The organism is Ruegeria sp. CDSB117 (genome assembly GCF_059611005.1).
Map to the genome: position 1 here is coordinate 114,582 of NZ_JBXWOS010000011.1, position 19,816 is coordinate 134,397.

Annotated in this window: 21 protein-coding genes; 8 read left to right on the forward strand and 13 right to left on the reverse strand. The window is 56.3% G+C overall.

Features of this window, described 5'->3' with window-relative positions:
- Positions 1–21 precede the first annotated feature (21 nt).
- The 3 genes from ligA (at position 22) to AC2FJC_RS14015 (ending at position 4,469) form a co-directional block, all read left to right on the forward strand.
- Positions 22–2,148 (forward strand): NAD-dependent DNA ligase LigA, encoded by a 2,127-nt coding sequence (ligA, locus tag AC2FJC_RS14005; RefSeq protein ID WP_496739961.1) that lies wholly within the window; start codon positions 22–24, stop codon positions 2,146–2,148.
- On the forward strand, positions 2,145–4,235 hold the full coding sequence (gene recG, locus AC2FJC_RS14010) for an ATP-dependent DNA helicase RecG (RefSeq protein ID WP_496740006.1): 2,091 nt from the start codon (positions 2,145–2,147) through the stop codon (positions 4,233–4,235). Before ligA ends, recG begins: the two co-directional genes overlap by 4 nt.
- A 111-nt stretch (positions 4,236–4,346) precedes the next feature.
- Positions 4,347–4,469, forward strand: coding sequence for a hypothetical protein (locus tag AC2FJC_RS14015; RefSeq protein ID WP_496720389.1), 123 nt, complete (start codon positions 4,347–4,349; stop codon positions 4,467–4,469).
- Between the two features lie 186 nt (positions 4,470–4,655).
- Here the strand turns inward: AC2FJC_RS14015 and AC2FJC_RS14020 are convergent, their stop codons facing one another.
- Positions 4,656–5,294 carry a MarC family protein gene (locus AC2FJC_RS14020; protein WP_496739962.1) on the reverse strand — a complete coding sequence of 213 codons (639 nt, stop codon included), beginning with the start codon at positions 5,292–5,294 and terminating at the stop codon, positions 4,656–4,658.
- Positions 5,295–5,353: 59 nt separating this feature from the next.
- The gene (locus AC2FJC_RS14025) at positions 5,354–5,806 is read right to left on the reverse strand and encodes an iron-sulfur cluster assembly scaffold protein (RefSeq protein WP_058271903.1); all 453 of its coding nucleotides are present in this window, start codon (positions 5,804–5,806) and stop codon (positions 5,354–5,356) included.
- Between the two features lie 48 nt (positions 5,807–5,854).
- Between AC2FJC_RS14025 and hisI the strand changes: the two genes are divergently transcribed.
- Positions 5,855–6,244, forward strand: coding sequence for a phosphoribosyl-AMP cyclohydrolase (gene hisI, locus AC2FJC_RS14030; RefSeq protein ID WP_058277906.1), 390 nt, complete (start codon positions 5,855–5,857; stop codon positions 6,242–6,244).
- 6 nt (positions 6,245–6,250) lie between these two features.
- On the opposite strand, the gene gluQRS is transcribed toward hisI, so the two are convergent.
- The 4 genes from gluQRS to AC2FJC_RS14050 form a co-directional block, all read right to left on the reverse strand.
- A complete protein-coding gene (gene gluQRS, locus AC2FJC_RS14035) occupies positions 6,251–7,147 on the reverse strand; it encodes a tRNA glutamyl-Q(34) synthetase GluQRS (protein WP_496739963.1) in 897 nt (298 codons plus the stop codon).
- Positions 7,144–7,758 (reverse strand): class I SAM-dependent DNA methyltransferase, encoded by a 615-nt coding sequence (locus AC2FJC_RS14040; protein WP_496739964.1) that lies wholly within the window; start codon positions 7,756–7,758, stop codon positions 7,144–7,146. Before AC2FJC_RS14040 ends, gluQRS begins: the two co-directional genes overlap by 4 nt.
- Before the next feature lie 37 nt (positions 7,759–7,795).
- Positions 7,796–9,136 carry a methylenetetrahydrofolate--tRNA-(uracil(54)-C(5))-methyltransferase (FADH(2)-oxidizing) TrmFO gene (gene trmFO, locus AC2FJC_RS14045; protein ID WP_496739965.1) on the reverse strand — a complete coding sequence of 447 codons (1,341 nt, stop codon included), beginning with the start codon at positions 9,134–9,136 and terminating at the stop codon, positions 7,796–7,798.
- Positions 9,137–9,400: 264 nt separating this feature from the next.
- Positions 9,401–10,186, reverse strand: a complete 786-nt coding sequence (locus AC2FJC_RS14050; protein WP_496739966.1) for an enoyl-CoA hydratase — start codon at positions 10,184–10,186, stop codon at positions 9,401–9,403.
- A gap of 58 nt (positions 10,187–10,244) precedes the next feature.
- Here AC2FJC_RS14050 and AC2FJC_RS14055 point away from each other — a divergent pair, with 58 nt between their 5' ends.
- Positions 10,245–10,688: a PaaI family thioesterase gene (locus AC2FJC_RS14055; RefSeq protein WP_496739967.1), complete on the forward strand. Its 444-nt coding sequence runs from the start codon at positions 10,245–10,247 to the stop codon at positions 10,686–10,688.
- Between the two features lie 58 nt (positions 10,689–10,746).
- Here the strand turns inward: AC2FJC_RS14055 and AC2FJC_RS14060 are convergent, their stop codons facing one another.
- Positions 10,747–10,974, reverse strand: coding sequence for a DUF1127 domain-containing protein (locus AC2FJC_RS14060; RefSeq protein ID WP_058271589.1), 228 nt, complete (start codon positions 10,972–10,974; stop codon positions 10,747–10,749).
- 99 nt (positions 10,975–11,073) lie between these two features.
- Between AC2FJC_RS14060 and AC2FJC_RS14065 the strand changes: the two genes are divergently transcribed.
- Positions 11,074–12,477 (forward strand): aminotransferase-like domain-containing protein, encoded by a 1,404-nt coding sequence (locus AC2FJC_RS14065; RefSeq protein WP_496739968.1) that lies wholly within the window; start codon positions 11,074–11,076, stop codon positions 12,475–12,477.
- Between the two features lie 4 nt (positions 12,478–12,481).
- On the opposite strand, the gene AC2FJC_RS14070 is transcribed toward AC2FJC_RS14065, so the two are convergent.
- Positions 12,482–12,844: a nuclear transport factor 2 family protein gene (locus AC2FJC_RS14070; protein ID WP_496739969.1), complete on the reverse strand. Its 363-nt coding sequence runs from the start codon at positions 12,842–12,844 to the stop codon at positions 12,482–12,484.
- Between the two features lie 237 nt (positions 12,845–13,081).
- Between AC2FJC_RS14070 and rplM the strand changes: the two genes are divergently transcribed.
- Together rplM and rpsI are read left to right on the forward strand one after the other, a co-directional pair.
- Positions 13,082–13,540, forward strand: a complete 459-nt coding sequence (gene rplM / locus AC2FJC_RS14075; protein ID WP_496722805.1) for a 50S ribosomal protein L13 — start codon at positions 13,082–13,084, stop codon at positions 13,538–13,540.
- A gap of 5 nt (positions 13,541–13,545) precedes the next feature.
- Entirely contained in the window at positions 13,546–14,031 is a 486-nt protein-coding gene (gene rpsI, locus AC2FJC_RS14080) for a 30S ribosomal protein S9 (RefSeq protein ID WP_058271904.1), read from the forward strand.
- Between the two features lie 71 nt (positions 14,032–14,102).
- On the opposite strand, the gene AC2FJC_RS14085 is transcribed toward rpsI, so the two are convergent.
- The 5 genes from AC2FJC_RS14085 to AC2FJC_RS14105 are packed head-to-tail and all read right to left on the reverse strand — an operon-like array spanning position 14,103 to position 19,814.
- The gene (locus tag AC2FJC_RS14085) at positions 14,103–15,263 is read right to left on the reverse strand and encodes an ABC transporter substrate-binding protein (protein WP_496722807.1); all 1,161 of its coding nucleotides are present in this window, start codon (positions 15,261–15,263) and stop codon (positions 14,103–14,105) included.
- Between the two features lie 30 nt (positions 15,264–15,293).
- The gene (locus tag AC2FJC_RS14090; protein ID WP_496739970.1) at positions 15,294–17,180 is read right to left on the reverse strand and encodes an AMP-dependent synthetase/ligase; all 1,887 of its coding nucleotides are present in this window, start codon (positions 17,178–17,180) and stop codon (positions 15,294–15,296) included.
- A 5-nt stretch (positions 17,181–17,185) separates the two neighbouring features.
- A complete protein-coding gene (locus tag AC2FJC_RS14095) occupies positions 17,186–17,959 on the reverse strand; it encodes an ABC transporter ATP-binding protein (RefSeq protein WP_496739971.1) in 774 nt (257 codons plus the stop codon).
- Positions 17,956–18,720 (reverse strand): ABC transporter ATP-binding protein, encoded by a 765-nt coding sequence (locus AC2FJC_RS14100; protein WP_480792864.1) that lies wholly within the window; start codon positions 18,718–18,720, stop codon positions 17,956–17,958. Before AC2FJC_RS14100 ends, AC2FJC_RS14095 begins: the two co-directional genes overlap by 4 nt.
- Positions 18,717–19,814: a branched-chain amino acid ABC transporter permease gene (locus AC2FJC_RS14105; RefSeq protein ID WP_496739972.1), complete on the reverse strand. Its 1,098-nt coding sequence runs from the start codon at positions 19,812–19,814 to the stop codon at positions 18,717–18,719. The genes AC2FJC_RS14100 and AC2FJC_RS14105 overlap by 4 nt, the downstream gene beginning before the upstream one ends.
- Positions 19,815–19,816: the final 2 nt, after the last annotated feature.

Genomic DNA, 19,816 nt, shown 5'->3' on the forward strand with positions numbered 1-19,816 from the left:
ACTATGTGACAGGGCGAGGCTATGAGCGACTCAATTGCGGTAACAGAACTGACGGAAGATCAGGCACGTGCCGAGCTGGCGCGGCTCGCGGAATTGATTGCGCGGGCCAACACGCTGTATCACGCCGAGGACGCCCCTGAGATCTCGGATGCGGACTACGATGCGCTAAAGCGGCGAAACGCTGACATCGAGGCACGCTTTCCTAAGCTGAAACGGTCCGACAGCCCCACAGATCAAGTGGGCGCAAAACCAGCAGAGGGATTTTCAAAACTTGTACATGCCGTCAGGATGATGTCCCTGGGCAATGCGTTCAACGATGAGGACGTTTCGGATTTTGACAGGTCAATCCGCAAATATCTGGGATTGGGCGACTCGGCCGAGCTGGCTTTTACTGCCGAACCCAAGATTGACGGTCTGTCCCTATCGCTAAGGTATGAGCAGGGGAAACTCGTGCAGGCGGCGACCCGAGGCGATGGCGAGATTGGTGAAAACGTGACTGCGAACGCGCGGACGATCTCAGACATTCCGCACAGCGTCAAAAACGCTCCGGATGTTCTGGAGGTGCGCGGTGAAGTTTACATGTCGCATGAAGACTTCGACAAGCTGAACGCGCGACAGACAGAGCTGGGCGAAAAGGTGTTTTCAAATCCACGAAACGCTGCCGCAGGGTCGTTGAGGCAGCTTGACGCGAAAATAACACGATCCCGTCCGCTGCGGTTTTTCGCTTATGCCTGGGGTGAGTTGTCGGCCCCTTTGGCCGATACACAAATGGGTGCCATCGAACGGTTGGCGGAATTCGGTTTCTCAACCAACCCACTGACAGCATTGTGCGAAACAACAGATCAGTTGATCGGACATTACCGCAGCATCGAAGCCCAACGCGCCACTCTTGGCTATGACATCGACGGCGTTGTCTACAAGGTGAACGACTTGGCGCTGCAGGCACGGTTGGGGTTCAGGTCCACGACCCCAAGATGGGCCATTGCGCATAAGTTTCCCGCTGAACTTGCATGGACAAGGCTGGAAGCCATCGACATTCAGGTGGGTCGAACGGGTGCGCTCAGCCCGGTTGCCCGGCTGCACCCGGTAACTGTTGGTGGCGTCGTCGTGTCCAATGCCACGCTGCATAACGAGGACTATGTCGCTGGTCGCGACGCAAAGGGCGGTACGATCCGGGATGGGAAAGATATTAGGGTCGGCGACTGGGTGCAGGTTTATCGCGCGGGCGACGTGATCCCAAAAGTGGCGGATGTCGATATTTCGAAACGTCCAGATGGCGCGCAACCTTATGATTTTCCCACAACCTGTCCGGAATGCGGCAGTGATGCGGTTCGGGAAGAAGGCGATGCCGTTAGACGCTGCACCGGTGGGATTATTTGCCCGGCGCAGGCTGTTGAAAAATTAAAACATTTCGTATCTCGGAAAGCGTTCGATATCGAAGGGTTGGGCGCCAAGCAGATTGAAATGTTTTACGATGACCCGGACTTGCCAATCAAAACCCCGGTGGACATCTTTACACTGCAGACCAGAGATGCGGCCAATCTCAACAAGCTCGCCAACCGCAAGGGTTGGGGCGCGCAAAGTGCCGGGAACCTTTGGGCTGCAATTGATGAAAAACGCCAAATCCCATTCGGACGCCTTCTTTTTGCATTAGGTATTCGACATGTTGGAGAGGCGGCGTCGAACTTGATCGCGAACCACTATGGCGCCTGGACAGAATTTGAACGTGCCGTCACCGCTGCCGCTGATTTCGAAGGACCTGAGTGGGACGAGCTTTTGGGTATTGATGGCGTAGGTGACGTCATGGCGCGCGCCTTGGTGTCCGCATTTGCGCAAGACGCAGAACGCGCCAGCGTCGACGCTTTGGTTGCGCAATTGGACGTGCAGGACGCCAAACGACCCGACACATCGGGCAGTCCGGTGGCTGGCAAGACGGTTGTCTTTACAGGGTCACTTGAAAAGATGACCCGCGCCGAAGCCAAGGCCCGGGCCGAGGCACTGGGGGCCAAGGTCTCTGGTTCGGTCAGCAAGAAGACCGATTTGCTGGTTGCAGGCCCGGGTGCGGGCTCCAAGGCCAAGAAGGCAGCAGAACTTGGTATCGAGACGCTGGACGAAGATGAATGGCTGCACCTGATCGGCACCGCATGAGCGGCCGCCCTGAAATCCTGTTTCCCCTTTTCGCGGGGCTCGAGACTCTGGAGGGCGTTGGCCCCAAGACTGCGCAGACAATGGTGCAGGCGGGGATCGAGTCGCCGCGTGATGTGCTGTTCGGCTTGCCCTACGCTGTCGTGGACCGCAGGCGGCGCGATACAATCCAGGGGGCTGATCTGCCAACGACATTGACGGTTGAGGTCACGGTCGGTACCCACCGACCGTCGCGAAGCAAGGGCGGGGCCTACCGCGTTCATGTCGAAGACACGCAGACCGAGTTTCAGTTGGTCTTTTTCCACGCGCGTGGCGACTATTTGAAAAAAGTTCTACCACAAGGCAGCCGTCGTGTGATCTCTGGCAAGCTCGAACTGTTCGACGGCATGGCGCAGATGGTCCATCCAGATCACATGCTGCCCGTGGAAAGCGCGGATGACATTCCTGAGTTCGAGCCGGTTTATCACCTGACGCAGGGCATCACCCAAAAGACGGCGTACAAGGCGGCACGTAGCGCATTGACCCGCGCACCAAAGCTGGCTGAGTGGATTGACCCTGCGCAAGTGTCAAAACAGGGCTGGGCGGATTGGGCCACGGCTGTATCCGCGGCGCACAATCCACAGGGGGCGGATGATGTGGCCGCGCATGCGCCAGCCCGGGAACGCCTTGCCTATGACGAACTGTTTGCCCATCAGGTGACGCTGGCTCTGGCGCGACAGCGCGAGCGTAAGGCTCGGGGCATCGTGAGCGTCGGCACTGGTGCTCTGCAGGCCAAAGTTCTTGCTAATCTGCCTTACAAACCAACCGGGGCCCAGACACGTGCGATCAAGGAAATAACCGCCGACATGGGCTCGGACGCACGGATGAACCGATTGCTGCAAGGCGATGTGGGCGCAGGGAAGACCTTGGTCGCCTTCATGGCACTTCTGGTCGCGGTCGAGGCTGGTGGACAGGGTGTCATGATGGCGCCGACCGAGATTCTGGCCAGGCAGCATTTGGAAGGCCTGCGCCCGCTTGCCGAAGAGGCCGGAGTCGTTCTGGAAATCCTGACGGGACGGGACAAGGGCGCCGAACGGCGTGCAAAGTTGGCCGCCCTAAAACAGGGCGATATTCACATCCTTGTCGGCACCCACGCGGTGTTTCAAAGCGATGTGGAGTTCCACGCCCTGCGACTTGCCATTGTGGACGAACAGCACCGGTTTGGGGTCCGACAAAGGATGGAGCTGTCCGAAAAAGGGCAGGGCGCGGATGTTCTGGTGATGACCGCGACACCGATTCCGCGCAGCCTGGCTTTGGCGCAATATGGGGACATGGACGTCTCTGTTCTGGATGAAAAACCACCGGGGCGGAAACCGATCAAAACGGCGATTATCAGCACCGAGCGTATGGATGACGTCGTGGCGCATTTGCGTCGGGCTATCGATGAAGGACGTCAGTGCTATTGGGTCTGTCCGCTGGTCGATGAATCCGAAGTCTCGGACCTGACGGCAGCGGAAGAGCGGTTCAAACGGCTGCGTGCCATACTGGGCGAGGGTATTGTCGGCCTGGTCCATGGCCAGATGCCCGCGTCCGACAAGGATGCCGCAATGGCCGCGTTTCAAGAGGGCCGAACAAAAGTACTTGTTGCCACGACTGTAATCGAGGTTGGCGTGAATGTTCCGAACGCCTCGATCATGGTGATCGAACGGGCTGAGATATTCGGGTTGGCTCAACTACACCAGCTGCGCGGCCGCGTGGGACGGGGTGAGGCGGACTCGACCTGCTTGTTGATGTATCAACCCCCGCTCAGTGAAGGTGGGCGCAAACGGCTGGAAGTTCTGCGTGAGACCGAAGACGGGTTCCGGATATCAGAGACTGACCTGCAGATGCGCGGCGCAGGTGACCTGATCGGTACGGCCCAATCCGGGTTGCCTAAATTCCGGATTGCGGACCTGGAACGCCAGGCCGGATTGATGGCTGTTGCACAGACGGACGCACGCAATTTGCTTAGCAAAGACCCGACCCTGGCCACGGAACGTGGGCAGGCGGTGCGTGTTCTACTTTGGCTTATGAAACAGGATCAGGCAATCCGTTTAATTTCAGTGGGTTAGTAAATTAGTTCCGCAAAGTTCACAAATGTTCTCAAAAAGTTCTTTACCGACTCGGTAAAATATGAGAACAAAAGGTCAACAAAGGATTAAAACAAGACCGGAGGTGAGACCATGCTGACCCAGATCAAGACCGCCATAAGCCGTTCGCATTCCACGCTATTGCAGGATGCGGCAGGTGCGGTGTCATTGGTGGTGATGCTGGTGGTTGCCCTTCACCTTCCCGGAACGTTCTGACCCTTTCTGCCTGCGATCTCGTGCCGAAAACACCGTGCTGTCGTCCCCATTTCAGTCAAGAGTGACCTGCCTGTCCCAATTCTCTTGAAAGGGCCATGCCTCGGCCCTGTGCGGAAATACGGATCCCACGCGAGACACGCATTGCCTACCGCCGCCCTTTCCGCCCGGAAAGAGCGGCGGTTTTTTTTACAACTGTCCGGTTTTGAAGATTTCGAGCATCGCCGACAGCACGGAATTCACTGCTACCGATGCCAGGATCATCCCCATGATACGGCTGATAATGGCGGCACCGGAATGGCCAATCAGTCGAATGATCGGTTCGGCCAGCAGCATCAAAACAAAGGCGATGGCCACAACGGATAACATAACCATTGCCGTGATACCTTGATCCGCCACGCTGAACCGGTTGTTGTCGGTCAGGATAACCACGGCCAGCATTGCACCCGGCGACGCCAGTGAGGGCACCGCCAACGGAAAGATCGCGGGGTTGGCCTTGTGAAACTTGTCTTCCTGATCGTCTTCCGCTGCGCGTTGCTCGACCTCTTGTTTGCTTTCGCCAAAGATCATCGTCAGGGCGAACAGGAACAGGATGATCCCTCCGGCCACTTGGAACGAGTTCAACCCGATATCCAGCGCCTCGATCAGCAATTGCCCAAAAACAAGGAAGAACAGCAAAACTCCGGCACTAATGAGCGCGGCCAACAGGGCTGTTTTGCGACGCGCCGCAGCGCCAAGCCCGGCTGTAACGGCGATAAATACGGGAATTGTTCCAATCGGATCAATAACGACCCACAGGGTAACAAAATGTTCCAGCAAACTATTCAAACCAAATTCTCCCCAAAACTTTGGCGGAGGTTAGATGGGTTTGAATTGAATTACCATCTTCAGGCGCAGTTGGCCTGTTCGGCTTGTTCCATAGCTTCAGCAGTAGCAACCAACGCCAGCAGAATCGAAGCGTGCCGGTTCTTGTAATCACGCGCAGGCATAAGAACTTCCAGCCCGTCAAACGGTGCGTCCGGAGCAGGGCCGTCTTTCTTCAGCATAGCCGACAGTTGATCTCGCGCGGTTTCGATTTGCGCGCGCGTGGTTCCAATTACAGCGGATCCAACGACCGAGGCCGAGGCCTGACCCAGGGCGCAGGCCTTAACGTCCTGACCAAAGTCGGACACGTGACCGTCCTCAACCTTGACGTCCACGGTCACGGTCGACCCGCACAAAGGCGAGCGTTTCTTGACGGTCGCATCAGGGTTTTCCAGTCGTTCCAGATGCGGAATATCCGCAGCCAGGGCCAGAATGCGCCCGGAATACAGCTTTATAAGGTCGTTCTCGCCAGACATGGCTTTCCCTCGTTGCGTGTTCCCCATACATAGTGGCCATCCACCGGGATGCAAAAGGTTTTTACAATGTCCGAGACCGTCACTTTCGATCTGTCTAGCCTGAAGTTTAACGACGCCGGTCTGATTCCGGCGATCGCACAGGATGAAGCTTCTGGCGAGGTGTTGATGATGGCGTGGATGAACGCAGAAGCGGTTGAAAAAACTCTTGAAACGCGCCGCGTGACGTATTGGTCGCGTTCACGTCAGTCGTTCTGGATCAAGGGCGAAACCTCGGGGCATGTTCAGGAACTGATCGATTTCCGCGTCGATTGTGATCGCGACTGCCTGCTGGTCCTGGTGCGACAGACCGGCGCGGCGTGTCATACGAACCGGCGCACCTGTTTCTACACCGCAGTGCGGGATGGTGAAGAAGTCGAGCTAATGCGGCCGATGGACTAGGGTCGGTCACAGCCCGACCATGGCCCGAACCTGATCCGCGGTAACTCCATCACCACGATACTTGGCGATGGCGCGCGCGTCGTCGCGTTTGGCCAAGCGTTTGCCTGCATCATCTCGGATCAGTTTGTGATGGTGATAGACGGGTGTCGGCAAGCCGAGCAAAGCCTGCAGCAGAACATGAATACGCGTCGCCTCGAACAGGTCTTGACCGCGTACGACGCGGGTAACACCTTGTTCTGCATCATCCAGAACGACGGATAGATGGTAGGACGTTCCCATATCGCGCCGGGACAATACCACGTCTCCGATTGTGTCCCGCAACTCATCAGCAGTGAAAGTAACGGGGCCCGTTTCCCCTTCCGGACCCGCGCCTGTTTCTTCGAAAACTGCCGTTTTTGCATACGGTTGAGCGGTAGTCCTAAACAAATCTGGAACTACACGTGCAGCCATTTCAATGTCCAGTCGAAGGGGCAAATCTTCTGGAATCGGCCCCGATCGCTCTGAAACATGCCTGCACGTGCCCGGATAAATGATCCCATCCGGCCCATGCGGAGGAACTCCTTCCTGCGGTGCCCCGGCGGCGGCGGCAATGTCCCGACGGTTGCAGGTGCACGGGTACAATAAACCTTGGGACCACAACGTTTTCAGCGCGTCTTCATAAGTCGATACACGAGACGATTGCCGCATCACGGGTTCTGGCCAGGTCAATCCAAGCCAAGTCAGATCGTCATAAATCTGCTTTTCCCAATTTGCGCGGCAGCGGGAGCGGTCGATATCTTCGATCCGCAACAAAAATTGACCGCCTTCAGCGGCGGCCATATCACTGGCAAGAAGTGCAGAATAGGCATGGCCAAGATGAAGCGGCCCCGTAGGAGATGGGGCAAATCTGGTAATAAACGTCACGTCTTCTCAACAACATATACGTCAGATTTAAGGTCCATCCCGGGAAGATGCGGCCCGTATTCCCGAAACAACAACCGCGCAGCGCCCATGTCCAGCCAATCGTTCAAACGGGTGGTGAAGGACGGGTCGTCAAGTGTGTGATCGTTGAAGGAAAAGGCCAGTAAGCCACCTTTGGGTAGCGCCTTCATCAACAGGTCGAATGTCTCTGGCGGTGCGGCGCCGGTTCCGATCACGCCAATCGCTGTGATTGCCTTATAGGCATCTTGCTCCAGCGGTTCCGGATCGGTGATCTCAAACGTAGTGAGGTTTCTGTAAACCTCCTTGGCGGTGGCCCCTTCAAGCATCTTTGGCGTGGGATCCACACCATCGATTACCTGAAATCCCGTATCGTGCAGGGCTTTGCCGGACAGACCCGTGCCACAACCGTAATCCAGAACAGGCGTCTGCGGTTCGGGCATCTGAGACCAAAGCGCCTCGGCCACGCGACCAGGCGTGGCGTAGCCATGTGCTCCAACTTCGGCGTCGTATGACGAAGCCCATTTCTGATAATGCGTACGGGTCGCCTCGGGCGTATCAAGCCCGTAGGCGTCTTTGAGGTATTTGTCGCTCATACCCGTATGTTAGGCCGGTAGGGTGCAATGCGTCCAGTCAGCAATGCGCCAGCCAGTCCGTCCATTCCGTCTTGGCCCGGTCGGTGTAGGCCTTGTACCGGTCCTTACGGCCCCGGCGCCCCCCTTTGAGGCCATCAACCGGGCGAAACAGACCAAAGTTGACGTTCATGGGTTGAAAGGTTTTGGCTTCGGCCCCGCCGGTGATGTGGTGTATCAACGCGCCCATGGCACTGTCCTGCGGGATCTCGGGCAGGGAACGCCCCAGGATCTCGGCAGCAGCCAGCCGCCCAGCCAACAATCCCATTGCAGCGCTTTCCACATACCCCTCGACGCCGGTGATCTGGCCGGCAAACCGAATATTCGGTTTTGATTTCAGCCGCATCTGCGCGTCCAGCAATGTCGGAGAGTTGATGAACGTGTTGCGATGAATCCCACCCAGGCGCGCGAAACTGGCGTTCTCCAGCCCCGGGATCATGCGAAACACGTCGGTCTGAGCGCCGTATTTCATCTTGGTCTGAAAACCGACGATGTTGAACAAAGTGCCCAGCGCGTTGTCTCGGCGCAGTTGCACAACGGCATGAGGTTTGACGTCAGGCTGATGCGGGTTGGTCAGGCCGACTGGCTTCATGGGACCGTGGCGCAGCGTTTCGCGGCCGCGTTCCGCCATAACCTCGATGGGCAGGCAGCCGTCAAAATACCCGGCAGTTTCACCTTCGTGGAATTCTGTTTTGTCCGCCGCCAACAGGGCGTCGATGAACGCCTCATACTGATCGCGGTCCATGGGACAGTTCAGATAGGCCGTCCGCTCCTCTTCAGTTTCGCCCTTGTCATAACGTGACTGCATCCATGCCTGGCTCATGTCGATGCTGTCGGCATAGACAATGGGCGCGATCGCGTCGAAGAACGCCAGAGCCTCAGCACCTGTCTGAGCCCTGATCGACTCGCCCAGCGACGAGGACGTCAGCGGACCCGTCGCAATGATCCAGTGGCCGTCGTCGGGCAGGGCGGTGACTTCTTCACCTGTTACCTCAACCCGTGGATGGGCCTGCAGCTTGGCGGTCACTGCTTCGGCAAACGGATCGCGATCCACGGCCAACGCTCCACCGGCGGGCAGGCGATGCGTATCGGCGGTGCCCATGATGATGCCGTTGGCTTCGCGCATTTCCCAATGCAGCAGACCGACGGCATTCTGTTCGTCGTCATCCGAGCGGAAGGAGTTCGAACACACCATCTCGGCCAGATTGCCGGTCTGGTGCGCAAAAGTGCCCACTTTGGGCCGCATTTCGTGGATTACAACGTCCACGCCCATTTCCGCTGCTTGCCAGGCCGCCTCGGACCCTGCCATGCCGCCGCCAACTATATGCAATTTCTGTGTCATGAGGTGCCACATAGGGCACAGCATCGCGCAACGCAACACACGCAAGATTTCGCGTTGATTAGCTAGTAATTTAAGGAGGGTACTTGGGGTCGCCGCAGCGGGAATGTCAGCGCCGGTGAGAGAAACCAGCTTGGAGGGACCTTCCGCCTACAGCGACCCAAAAGCGTATTTGGGCCTAAGCCATGTCTCAGCTTTGCCACAGTGTGGCCCTTTTGAAAAGGACTAAATTGCGAACAGTCGCGAAAATTTCCTTAAATAATCTCGTTATTGTTCCCAATTTGGCGGTCTTTTTTCGATAAATGCAGATATTCCTTCTTCGGTATCCCGATGCATCATATTCTGTGCCATTACCTCGCCGGTATAGGCGTAGGCCTGTTCGATCGGCATATCCAATTGCTTGTAATAGGCCTGTTTGCCCACTTTGACGGCCGATCCAAGCTTGTCGGCCAGTTGTTCGGCCAGCGCCATCGTTTCATGTTCCAACGACATTTCGGGTACGGCGCGATTGATCAGGCCCAGTTCAGCCGCACGTTCCGCGGAGATGAACTTGCCTGTTGTCAACATTTCAAAAGCCTGTTTCCGGGGGATATTCCGGCTGAGGGCCACCATTGGTGTCGAGCAAAACAACCCGATATTGACCCCGTTTACACCAAAGCGCGTGCTTTCGGCTGCAATCGCAAGATCACAGGTGGCCACCATTTGACAGCCGGCAGCCGTGGCGATGCCGTGGACTTGCGCGATCACGGGTTGGGGCAGGGATTGAATTGACAGCATCATCTTGGCGCACTGCGCGAACAGGTCCTGGAAATAGGCTTTTCCCCCGTCCTCGCTCTGACGTCCGGCAGTCATCTGTTTCAGATCGTGACCTGCGCAAAAAGCTTTGCCTTCGCCGGACAGGATCACGGCGCGAATGCTCGAGTCGTTGCTTAAGGCGTCGAATTCAGCCTGAAGTGCTGCCAGCATCTCTTCGCTCAGGGCATTCAGGCGCTCTGGCGCGTTCATTTTTAAACGGGCAACGCCATTCATGTCGTTACGTTCCAGAATTCCCATCTTGCTCTCCGATCTGATGTCGGGCCAACTCTAGGGCGGCAATTCGAGGAGGGGAAGTATGTCGTTGGTTTTGAACCGCGAACAACTGTCAGATTATCTGGTCGAGGTGTTTCCGCAGGTCGAGAAGGACTTTGTCGTAGACAGGCTGGATGAAAACTCAATCACCATGCGGCTGAAGGTCGGGGACAGACATCTGCGTCCAGGGGGGACAGTTTCAGGCCCGTCGATGTTCGGTCTGGCCGATGTCAGCGTCTATGCAATGATCCTTGCGTTGAAAGGACGTCAGTCGCTGGCTGTGACGACAGGGTGTTCGATGGATTTCATGCGCAAACCCGATGGGGCCAACGATATGATCGCGCGCTGCAGCTTGCTGAAACTGGGCAAGACGCTTGCGGTGGGCGATGTTCTGATGTTCTCGGAAGGCTCTGTCAAACCCGTGGCGCGGGCTACGATGACCTATTCTTTGCCGCCTGCAGGGTCTGCAGCAGCGGCGTTTGGATAAAAAAGGGCCGGGTATGAAACCCGGCCTAGGAAGAGGTCCCGATAGGGACTGGGGATAATTAATACTGCCAGAAATAGCGTTTGATCTCGCGGTCGGCCGCGGGGCGGGTCAGGCCGACATCTTTAAGCATGCGATCATCCAGCTTTGACAGGTTAATTCTGCTGCGGCGCTGTCGTTCCCACTGTGTGACAGTCGCCGCAAACCGCACGGCCAGCGCGGCGATCATCGGCAGCCGAGGGCTATCGTTCAGCAGCATGAGGGCGGGGTTGTGCATATGGCGTGTCATCTTGGGTATCCTTTCAAATTGTATTGACACAAAGTACTAATGTTCGGTACATATGTGTGATACATTCGGGATTGTGTCAAAAGCAAAGGAAGAATTGTAATGGATACAATTTGGCCAGAGGCGTTACCAAAATCCAAAGGTCCCAAGTACACATTGGTCGCCGACACAATACGAAAAGCGATTGAGAACAAAGCGCTGGAGGTAGGATCCAAACTGCCTCCGGTCCGAGAACTTGCGTATCGGTTACAAATCACGCCTGGCACGGTTGCCCGGGCATATACGATTCTAACGGAGGAAGGCTTGCTACAAGCCGAGGTGGGGCGTGGTACATTTGTCGCCCCTCCGAAATCACCTTTGCTGGACGATGTGTGGGCAAGACAACTCCACCTGCGCGACGACAAGTACAACGCCGATGTCAGCCTGTTCAGCCCCAGATTACCGGATGTGGGGCAGGTGGCATTGATCAGGGAATGTCTTAAGAAAGTGTCCCAAGCCGATCCGCGTTTGCTGATGAATTACCCGACGCGCGATGCGTACCAACCCATGCGGCAGGCGGTCGTTGAATGGCTCTCAGACCTGCCGCTTGGCGCAGTGACCCATGATGATGTGGTTCTGACGCATGGTGGGCAAAACGGCCTTTGCCTTGTATTTCAGACGATCCTTCGCGGTCCCAAGCCGGTCGTGCTGGTCGAGGATCTGTCATATGCCGGTTTCCGTCGGGCAGGAGAGTTGATGCGCGCCGAGGTCGTCGGCGTGAAGATGGACAAGTGGGGCATTGACCCTCAGGCCATGGATAACATTTTGCGTCAGACTCAGGCGCAAGCGGTTTGCGTCTCGCCCGAGGTGCAAAACCCAACCGGAACGCATACGCCGCTGGAGCGTCGAAAAGAGGTTGTGGAAGTCGCCCGCCGCCATGATTTGCAGATCATTGAAGACGATTGTTATCGGATGGGGGATGCCCGCGAGCCCAGCTATCGTGCATTGGCGCCTGAACGAGGTTGGCATGTCTCGTCGATCTCAAAGATCCTGACGCCAGCCCTGCGCGTTGGGTTCGCCATCGCCCCGCGCGAACGCAGCGTCGACCTCCGGCGTTCAGCCGAATACGGCTATTTCGGTTTGGCACAACCGCTTGCAGAGCTGACCCGGCTGTTGTTGTCCGATCCGCGGACACGGCAGATCGCGAGGGACGTCCGCGCCCGGATGGGCGATTATGTCCGGGTGACGGTCAACGCGCTTGGCGGTTTTGACCTGAACTGGGCGCCCGACGTGCCGTTTGTTTGGCTGAACTTGCCGTCGGGCTGGCGTGCCGCCGCATTCAGCCGTGCCGCTGAACGCGAAGGCATTCAGTTACGTTCTGCCGACGAGTTCGCGCTGCGGGACGGACGTGCCCCCAACGCTGTACGCATTGCGATGAACGGGCACGTGTCATTGGAGCGGTTCGAGGCCGCGATGCAGCGCCTGCGGGCGCTTCTGGACAATCCGCCGGAACAGATCAGCGTTTAAAGACTCACCTCGTTGGTTCGGGGTCGCCGAAAAACCCGGCCAGATGTGAGATCTTTCCCTCATCATCCAAATGCGCAAAATCGTGGCCAGCGACAACTACACTGCCGTCCGGGCCAACCAGACGCCATGTGAAGTGAATGACATCGTTGTGGCCATTGGCCTTGCTGGTCAACTCAAGCATTCCGCCCGTGCTTTGCGCCACCTCTCCGATATGATCGCATAGGTTTGAGCGGCCTTTGACCTCGGCCATGGGGTCGACATAGATGCCATCTTCAGCAAAGCACCCGGCCAGTATCTCAAGCCGTTTCGCCCGGTTAGGTTCTTTCCATGCTGCCCCATAGTCGTTTACGGTCTGCTGCAAGTTCATTGCGCAATATCTCCCTTTCCGGATCTTGCCGGGTTAATTAACGTTCAGTCATGTATTGCGGTTTATTTGTTGAGTTGTGGGGTAAAATAATACCTATTTTATAACATACTGTAATTGCTTGATAAAATAAGTTTCAGTGTTCTTGACGCGCACTACGCCTGCATCTAAACACCCAACATCGAATTCGGGCCGCTCCGTATGTGGGCGGTCTTTCACATCAAACAGGACTATCCTGCCATGAAAACCTTTTCTGCAACACCTGCAGACATCGACAAGAAATGGATCCTGATCGACGCCGAGGGCGTTGTTCTGGGCCGTCTTGCCTCGATCGTCGCCATGCGCCTGCGTGGCAAGCACAAAGCGTCGTTCACCCCGAACATGGACATGGGCGACAATGTCATCGTGATCAACGCTGACAAAATCCAGATGACCGGCAAGAAGCGCGAAGAAAACTTCTACTGGCACACTGGCCACCCAGGTGGCATCAAGTCGCGCACCAAGCAGCAGATCCTTGAAGGCAAGCACCCCGAGCGCGTCGTGACCCAAGCGGTCAAGCGCATGCTGCCGGGCAACCGTCTGGCACGTCAGCAGATGACCAATCTGCGCGTTTATGCCGGTGCCGAGCATCCCCATGAGGCGCAAGCGCCCGAAGTTCTGGATGTTGCATCCATGAACAAGAAAAACACCCGGAGCTAATGACCATGGCTGATCAGATCAATACTCTCGAAGAGCTGAGCGCCGTTGCAGGCGTTGAGGTTGTGGCCGAAGAAGTCATCGTGCGTGAACCCGTACGTGACGAGCTGGGTCGTTCTTATGCCACCGGCAAGCGTAAAGACGCTGTTGCCCGCGTTTGGATCAAGCCGGGTTCCGGCAAGGTCACCGTGAACGGCAAGGACCAGGACAAGTATTTTGCGCGTCCCGTTCTGCAGCTGATCCTGCGCCAGCCGTTCCAGGTTGCCGGTGTTGAAGGTGAATTCGACGTTGTCGCAACCGTCAAAGGCGGTGGCCTGACCGGTCAGGCCGGTGCGGTCAAGCACGGCATCTCGAAAGCGCTGCAACTGTACGATCCGTCGCTGCGTGGTGCTCTGAAAGCTGCTGGCTTCCTGACCCGCGACAGCCGCGTTGTGGAACGTAAGAAATACGGTAAGCGCAAAGCGCGTCGTTCGTTCCAGTTCTCGAAGCGTTAATTCGCTGCCGAGTGCACAAATTCAAAGGGCTCGCAGTTGCGAGCCCTTTTTCGTTTGGGATGCGTGTACGGTTATTCTTCGTACACCATCTTCCAGGCGCCATCCTCGACAACGCTCACGTACACTGAGTCGGCCCCCTGATGGTCATCAGGTCCAAAAGTCATGTGGTTTCCAACCAGTTCATCCTGATAGTCCAGCGTTTCCATGGCCGCGATAAAGCTTTCATGAGTCAGATCGGGGCCAGCAGCCTCAAGCGCTTTGACCATCGTTTCAGCAGCAGAATATCCCAGCATTGCGAACCCGACGGGATCTTCACCGGTTGCCGCTTTATATTCTTCGATAAAGGCGGCAGGGGCGGGATCTTCCGCGCGGGACCACAGATCCTGCCAGGATGCGGCGGCATAAAAACCGTCGGTCACACCGCCCGGCACTTGCGCGACGACGGTCAGGAAGCTGGCCGAGGTGCCAAGGAACTTCATATCTGCAAGGCCCATCTTTTTGGCCGTGCCGACAACTGTGATAGCCTGGCGTACGCCCAGAGCGATCGTTACGATATCGCAGCCTTCTTCCTTTAACTTGCTGAGTGAGCCCACGAAATCCGTTTCATCCGGTTTGTGCGTGGTCTCAGCGACGAAAGCGATCCCGGCTTCTTCGGCACCGGCCTTGGTGCCTTCGACGATTTCCTCACCAAAATCGGTTGGCAGATACATCGAACACACAGACTGACCACCAAACTGCTCAGCGAGATATTTCACACCGACACGGCTTTGGTCAAAATATGTGGAAAAGGCCGTGAACTTGTTGTCCATCGGCTCCTGCAACATCTGCCGTGCAGCAGACAAAGGGGCAACATTGGGAATACCTTTTGGATCCAATAGCTTGAACCCCGCGACATTCATCGGCGTTCCCAGCGATTGCAGCATTGCGAACACCTTGTCGCGGTTCAGCAGCTTATTATAGCCCTGCATCGCACGCGGCATCTGATACCCGTTGTCCTCAACAACATAGCGGATCGTCCGCCCGTGTATGCCACCATTAGCGTTCACGCGGTCAAACACCACATTTGCACCCTTGGTCGCCGGAACACCGACGGCTGCGAAGATACCGCTCAGGTCATTGACCGACCCGATGATGATCTCATCATCCGTGACACCCTGGGTCTGTGCATTGGCAAGGGTCGCCGAAGCCGTCAAGGCGGTGGCCGCCGCCAGCCGCATGATCACATTCTTCATCTTTCTCCTCCCTTTAGGTTATCTCTTTTATTAACTGTACATGTCTTCAATAAGATGGCCGTGTTTCTTTTCGACAAAACTGCGTTTCAGCTTCATTGTTGCGGTCAGTTCATCGTCATCTGCGGTCAGAAGTACATCAATCAGGCGAAAGTCCTTGATCTGCTCGACCCGTGCAAAATCCTTATTCACCGCGTCGATTTCCCCCTGAATCTGATCTTTGATTTCAGGGGCCGCACAGAGGGATGCAAAATTTGAAAAGGGGATTTTCCGATCCTGCGCAAATTTTTCGACGTTTTCCTGATCAATCATGATCAGCGCGGTCAGGAACTTTCGCTTGTCACCGATTATCACCGCGTCCGAGATGTAGTGGCTGAACTTCAACCGGCTTTCGATCTCGGCCGGGGTGATATTCTTGCCGCCAGCAGTGATGATGATGTCTTTCATTCGGCCTGAGATGGTGACGTAGCCATCCTCATCAATATGCCCGAGGTCGCCAGTTCGCAGCCATCCGTCGGCAGTGAAAGTTTCGGCCGTTTTTGCGTTATTGCGCCAATAACCCTGAAAAATGTTGAGGCCCTTTAGCTGAATCTCACCGTCGTCGGATATCCGGATGTCATTTCCGGGAACCGCGCGTCCGATGGTTCCGACCTTGTTGTTTTCGATTGTGTTTAGCGTCGCCAAGCCCGAGGTTTCGGTCATCCCGAACCCTTCGACCAACGGTACGCCAATGGCCCAGTACCACTTTAACAGATCCGTCGAAATCGGGGCCGCGCCCGAACCGCCACGCCGCATCTTGTCCATCCCCAACATACGGCGCAAATTACGCAGAACCAGCCTGTCCCACACCCAGAACTGTGCAGCGACGCCAGCAGGGACGGGTTTTCCAGCCAATATGTATTCCGCGCGCTTGAACCCAGCCTTCAGCGCCATGCCAAAGGCTGCGCGGCCAGTGGGCGTTGCGTCCTGCGTCATGATCTGAACATACGAATAGATCTTTTCCCAAACCCGTGGAACGGCCGTGAAGGTCGACGGTGAGATTTCTTGCAGGTTGGCAAACACCGTCTCGGGGCTTTCGGCAAAGTTAACGACGCATTTTGCAGCCAGCGGGAAATAGATTGATACGTCCCGCTCAAGAATATGGCACAGCGGCAGAAAGCAAAGCTGTTCGTCAGACTCGAGCGCGGGCAGCGCATGGGCCCCGCATTCAATCGCGGCCAAGATGTTCTCGTGGCTCAGCATCGCGCCTTTCGGCATTCCTGTGGTGCCCGAGGTGTAAATCAGAAGTGCAGTGTCCTGCGGTGATGCCAGAGCTATCTCGGCCTCAAAGCGATCGGGTTCTTCAGCCTCGGCCTGCTGACCCAAAGTATATAACGCGTCGACCATCATGCAGCGCGCATGGTCCAGATCGTGCAGCCCCTCATCGTCCAGAATGATGACATTCAGAAGGCCGGGAACCTCGTCTTCAACCTGCAGGAACTTATCCAACTGCTCTTCGTTTTCGACGATCAGAAATCGGCTGTCACTGTCATTGATGAGATATTTCAATTGGCTGGCAGAATCGGTGGTGTAGACGCCCGATGCGATGCCTCCAACGGCCTGAATGCCCATGTCGAACCAGGCCCATTCTTTTCTATCCTCTGACAGGATCGAGACAACTTCGCCCCGTTGCAGTCCCAATTTGCGCAGTGCAAGCCCAATCCACTTGGCATGCTGCCAATAGTCCGCCCAGGAATACGACCTCCAGATGCCAAGGTCCTTTTCGCGGTGCGCCGTTCGATCACCAAGCTCAGTGCATCGGTTCCGAAACAGCTCGCAAATCGTGGTGCTTCCATCGACACAAACCGGGCGTTGGCCGGGGGTTGCATTCAGGCCAACGCCGTTGACCGTGATCTGAGGGGGCAGGGTGCTGATGTTCATCTGTCTCACCTCCACGTCTTTTTTCGTTTCCAGCGGCGGTTTTCGCGTGCGCCTTCCTCCTGCACGCCCAGATAGAAGTTCTGGATGTCCTCGGATTGCATCAAAACGTCTGCAGCGCCATCCATGACGATGCGCCCGACCTCCATCACATAGCCATGATGGGCCAGCTCCAAGGCGGCGTTAGCATTCTGTTCGACCAGCATCATGGTCATGTTCTGTTCATCGTTCAGACGCCCCAGGATTCCAAAGATTTCCTGTACCAACAACGGTGACAGACCCAGCGACGGTTCATCCAACAGCATGATTTTAGGGTTGGCCATCAAGCCACGGCCGATTGCCAGCATCTGTTGCTGCCCGCCAGATAACGTTCCCGCCTCTTGGTTGCGACGTTCCTTGAGGATCGGGAAATACGAAAACACCAAATCGCGATCGTGGTCGATCTGGCCCTTGTCCTTGAGGGTATAGGCTCCAAGGCTTAGGTTTTCATCGACCGTCAGCAGCGGAAAAACCTCGCGACCTTCGGGCACGTGAACGATACCTTTTTGGACGACCTTGTGCGGCTCGGACCCCTGAATTTCGTCACCGTCGAATGTGATTTTACCCTTTTCCGGGTCCATCACGCCCGAAACGGTTTTCATCAACGTGGTCTTTCCCGCGCCATTTGCACCAAGGATCGAAACGATTTGGCCGGGGTGCACATCCAGAGAAACCCCTCGGATCGCCATGATCGGGCCATAGAAGCTCTCGACGTTGCGGATTGTCAGTATCGGAGTGTTCATGAGGCTTTCCCCAGGTAAGCCTCGACCACGGCGGGATGCGATTGAACCTCGGCAGGTGTTCCCAGCGCCAGTTTCGCGCCGTCTGCCATTGCAAGAACGCGGTCTGAGACGCCAGATACCAGTCCCATGTCATGCTCGACCATCAAAACCGTGATCCCCATCTGCCGCCGGATATCATCGATCCACCAGCGCATGTCGGTTGTTTCTTCGACCGAGAGACCCGAGGCTGGTTCGTCCAGCAAAAGCAGCTTTGGATCGGTGGCCAGAGCACGTGCCACCTCGACAACCTTTCGCACGCCATAGGGCAGGCCAGAGATCATCTTGTCGCGGAATGCCTGCAGGTCAAGGAAGTCGATGATCTCTTCTACTTTTTCGCGGTTCTCCAGTTCCTGCCGCCGCGCCGAGGGCAGGAACAACACCTCGGACAACAAGTTGGTTTTCCGGTGGCGGTGCCGCCCAACAAGAAGGTTCTGCAAGACCGTGGCGTGTTCGAACAGTTCGATGTTCTGAAATGTTCGTGCCACGCCGTATGCGGCCACGCCTGACGGTTTCACCGCAAGCAAATCATGCCCGTCATAGTGGATATTACCCGCAAAGGGATCGTAGAACCGCGAGATCAGGTTGAAGACAGTGGATTTCCCCGCGCCGTTGGGTCCGACGATGGCAAAGACTTCCCCTTCCTCGACCGAAAAAGACAGATCGTTGACCGCAGTCAGTCCACCGAATTTCAGAGTGACGTTTTCGAACTCAAGCAAGCTCATCTCAGGCGCTCCGTCTTGAGATAGGATTTTTGACGTTTGAACATGTCTTTCCGGTAAAACGGAAACAGCTCGAACCACGTCCGGATTTTCAGCCAGCGCCCGTACAGACCCATCGGTTCAAAAAGGATGAAGGCGATCAGGATCATTCCGAAGATGCCAAATTCCAGCCCCGGAATGGCGACGGTGTTGCCACCGAAAAGGGCACCCACGTATTCCTTGGAGATAGATAAGAACTGAGGCAGGAACCCTATCACAATGGCGCCAAGAAACGCGCCGTGGATGGACCCCAGACCGCCGATCACGATCATCATCAGCAACTGGATTGAAATCAGGACGCTGAATGTCTCATTGTTGAATGCGCCCGAGAACATGCCCATCAGCGCGCCTGCCCATCCGCTGACAGCGCAGGACAACGCGAATGAGATCATCTTGGTCCTGGCAATATCCACGCCCATTGCCTGCGCCGATACCTCTGAGTCGCGCACAGCGATAAAGCTTCGTCCTAAAGGTGCCCGCAACAGGTTGATGTAGCCAAGTGTGACCAACACCGCCACACTGAGGACCAGCCAGAAGAACTGAACTGGAGTGCCCCAGCGGTCGACCAGAAACCCGAATATTTCGACACCGCCCAGATATTTTCCAGCGACGCCCCCCGTGATCGGTTCGGCCAGAACAATGACGTCATCCATCAGGATGGACAAAGCCATGGTGAAGATCGCAAGGTAAATGCCATGCAGACGCAGGGCAGGGATGGCGATGGTCACGCCAGCCAATCCTGTGAGGATACCAGCCAGCGGGAAGGCGATCAGAAACGGCACGCCCGCTTCCAAAAGTATAACATTGGCGTAGCACCCAAAGGCCAGAAAAGCTGCGTGACCCAGACTGACCTGACCGGTGTGACCCGTTAAGATCATCAGACCTATTCCCGCTATGGCCCAGATCAGCACGTTTGTCAGTTCGCCTAGATAGAAATCATCCAGCCACCAGGGCGCGGCTGCGACGGCTGCCAGTAAGATCATATACAGGCACAGCTGATAGGTGTCCTTCCAAGGTCGGATATCCTGCATATAGTTGGTTTTGAACACAATCCGCATGA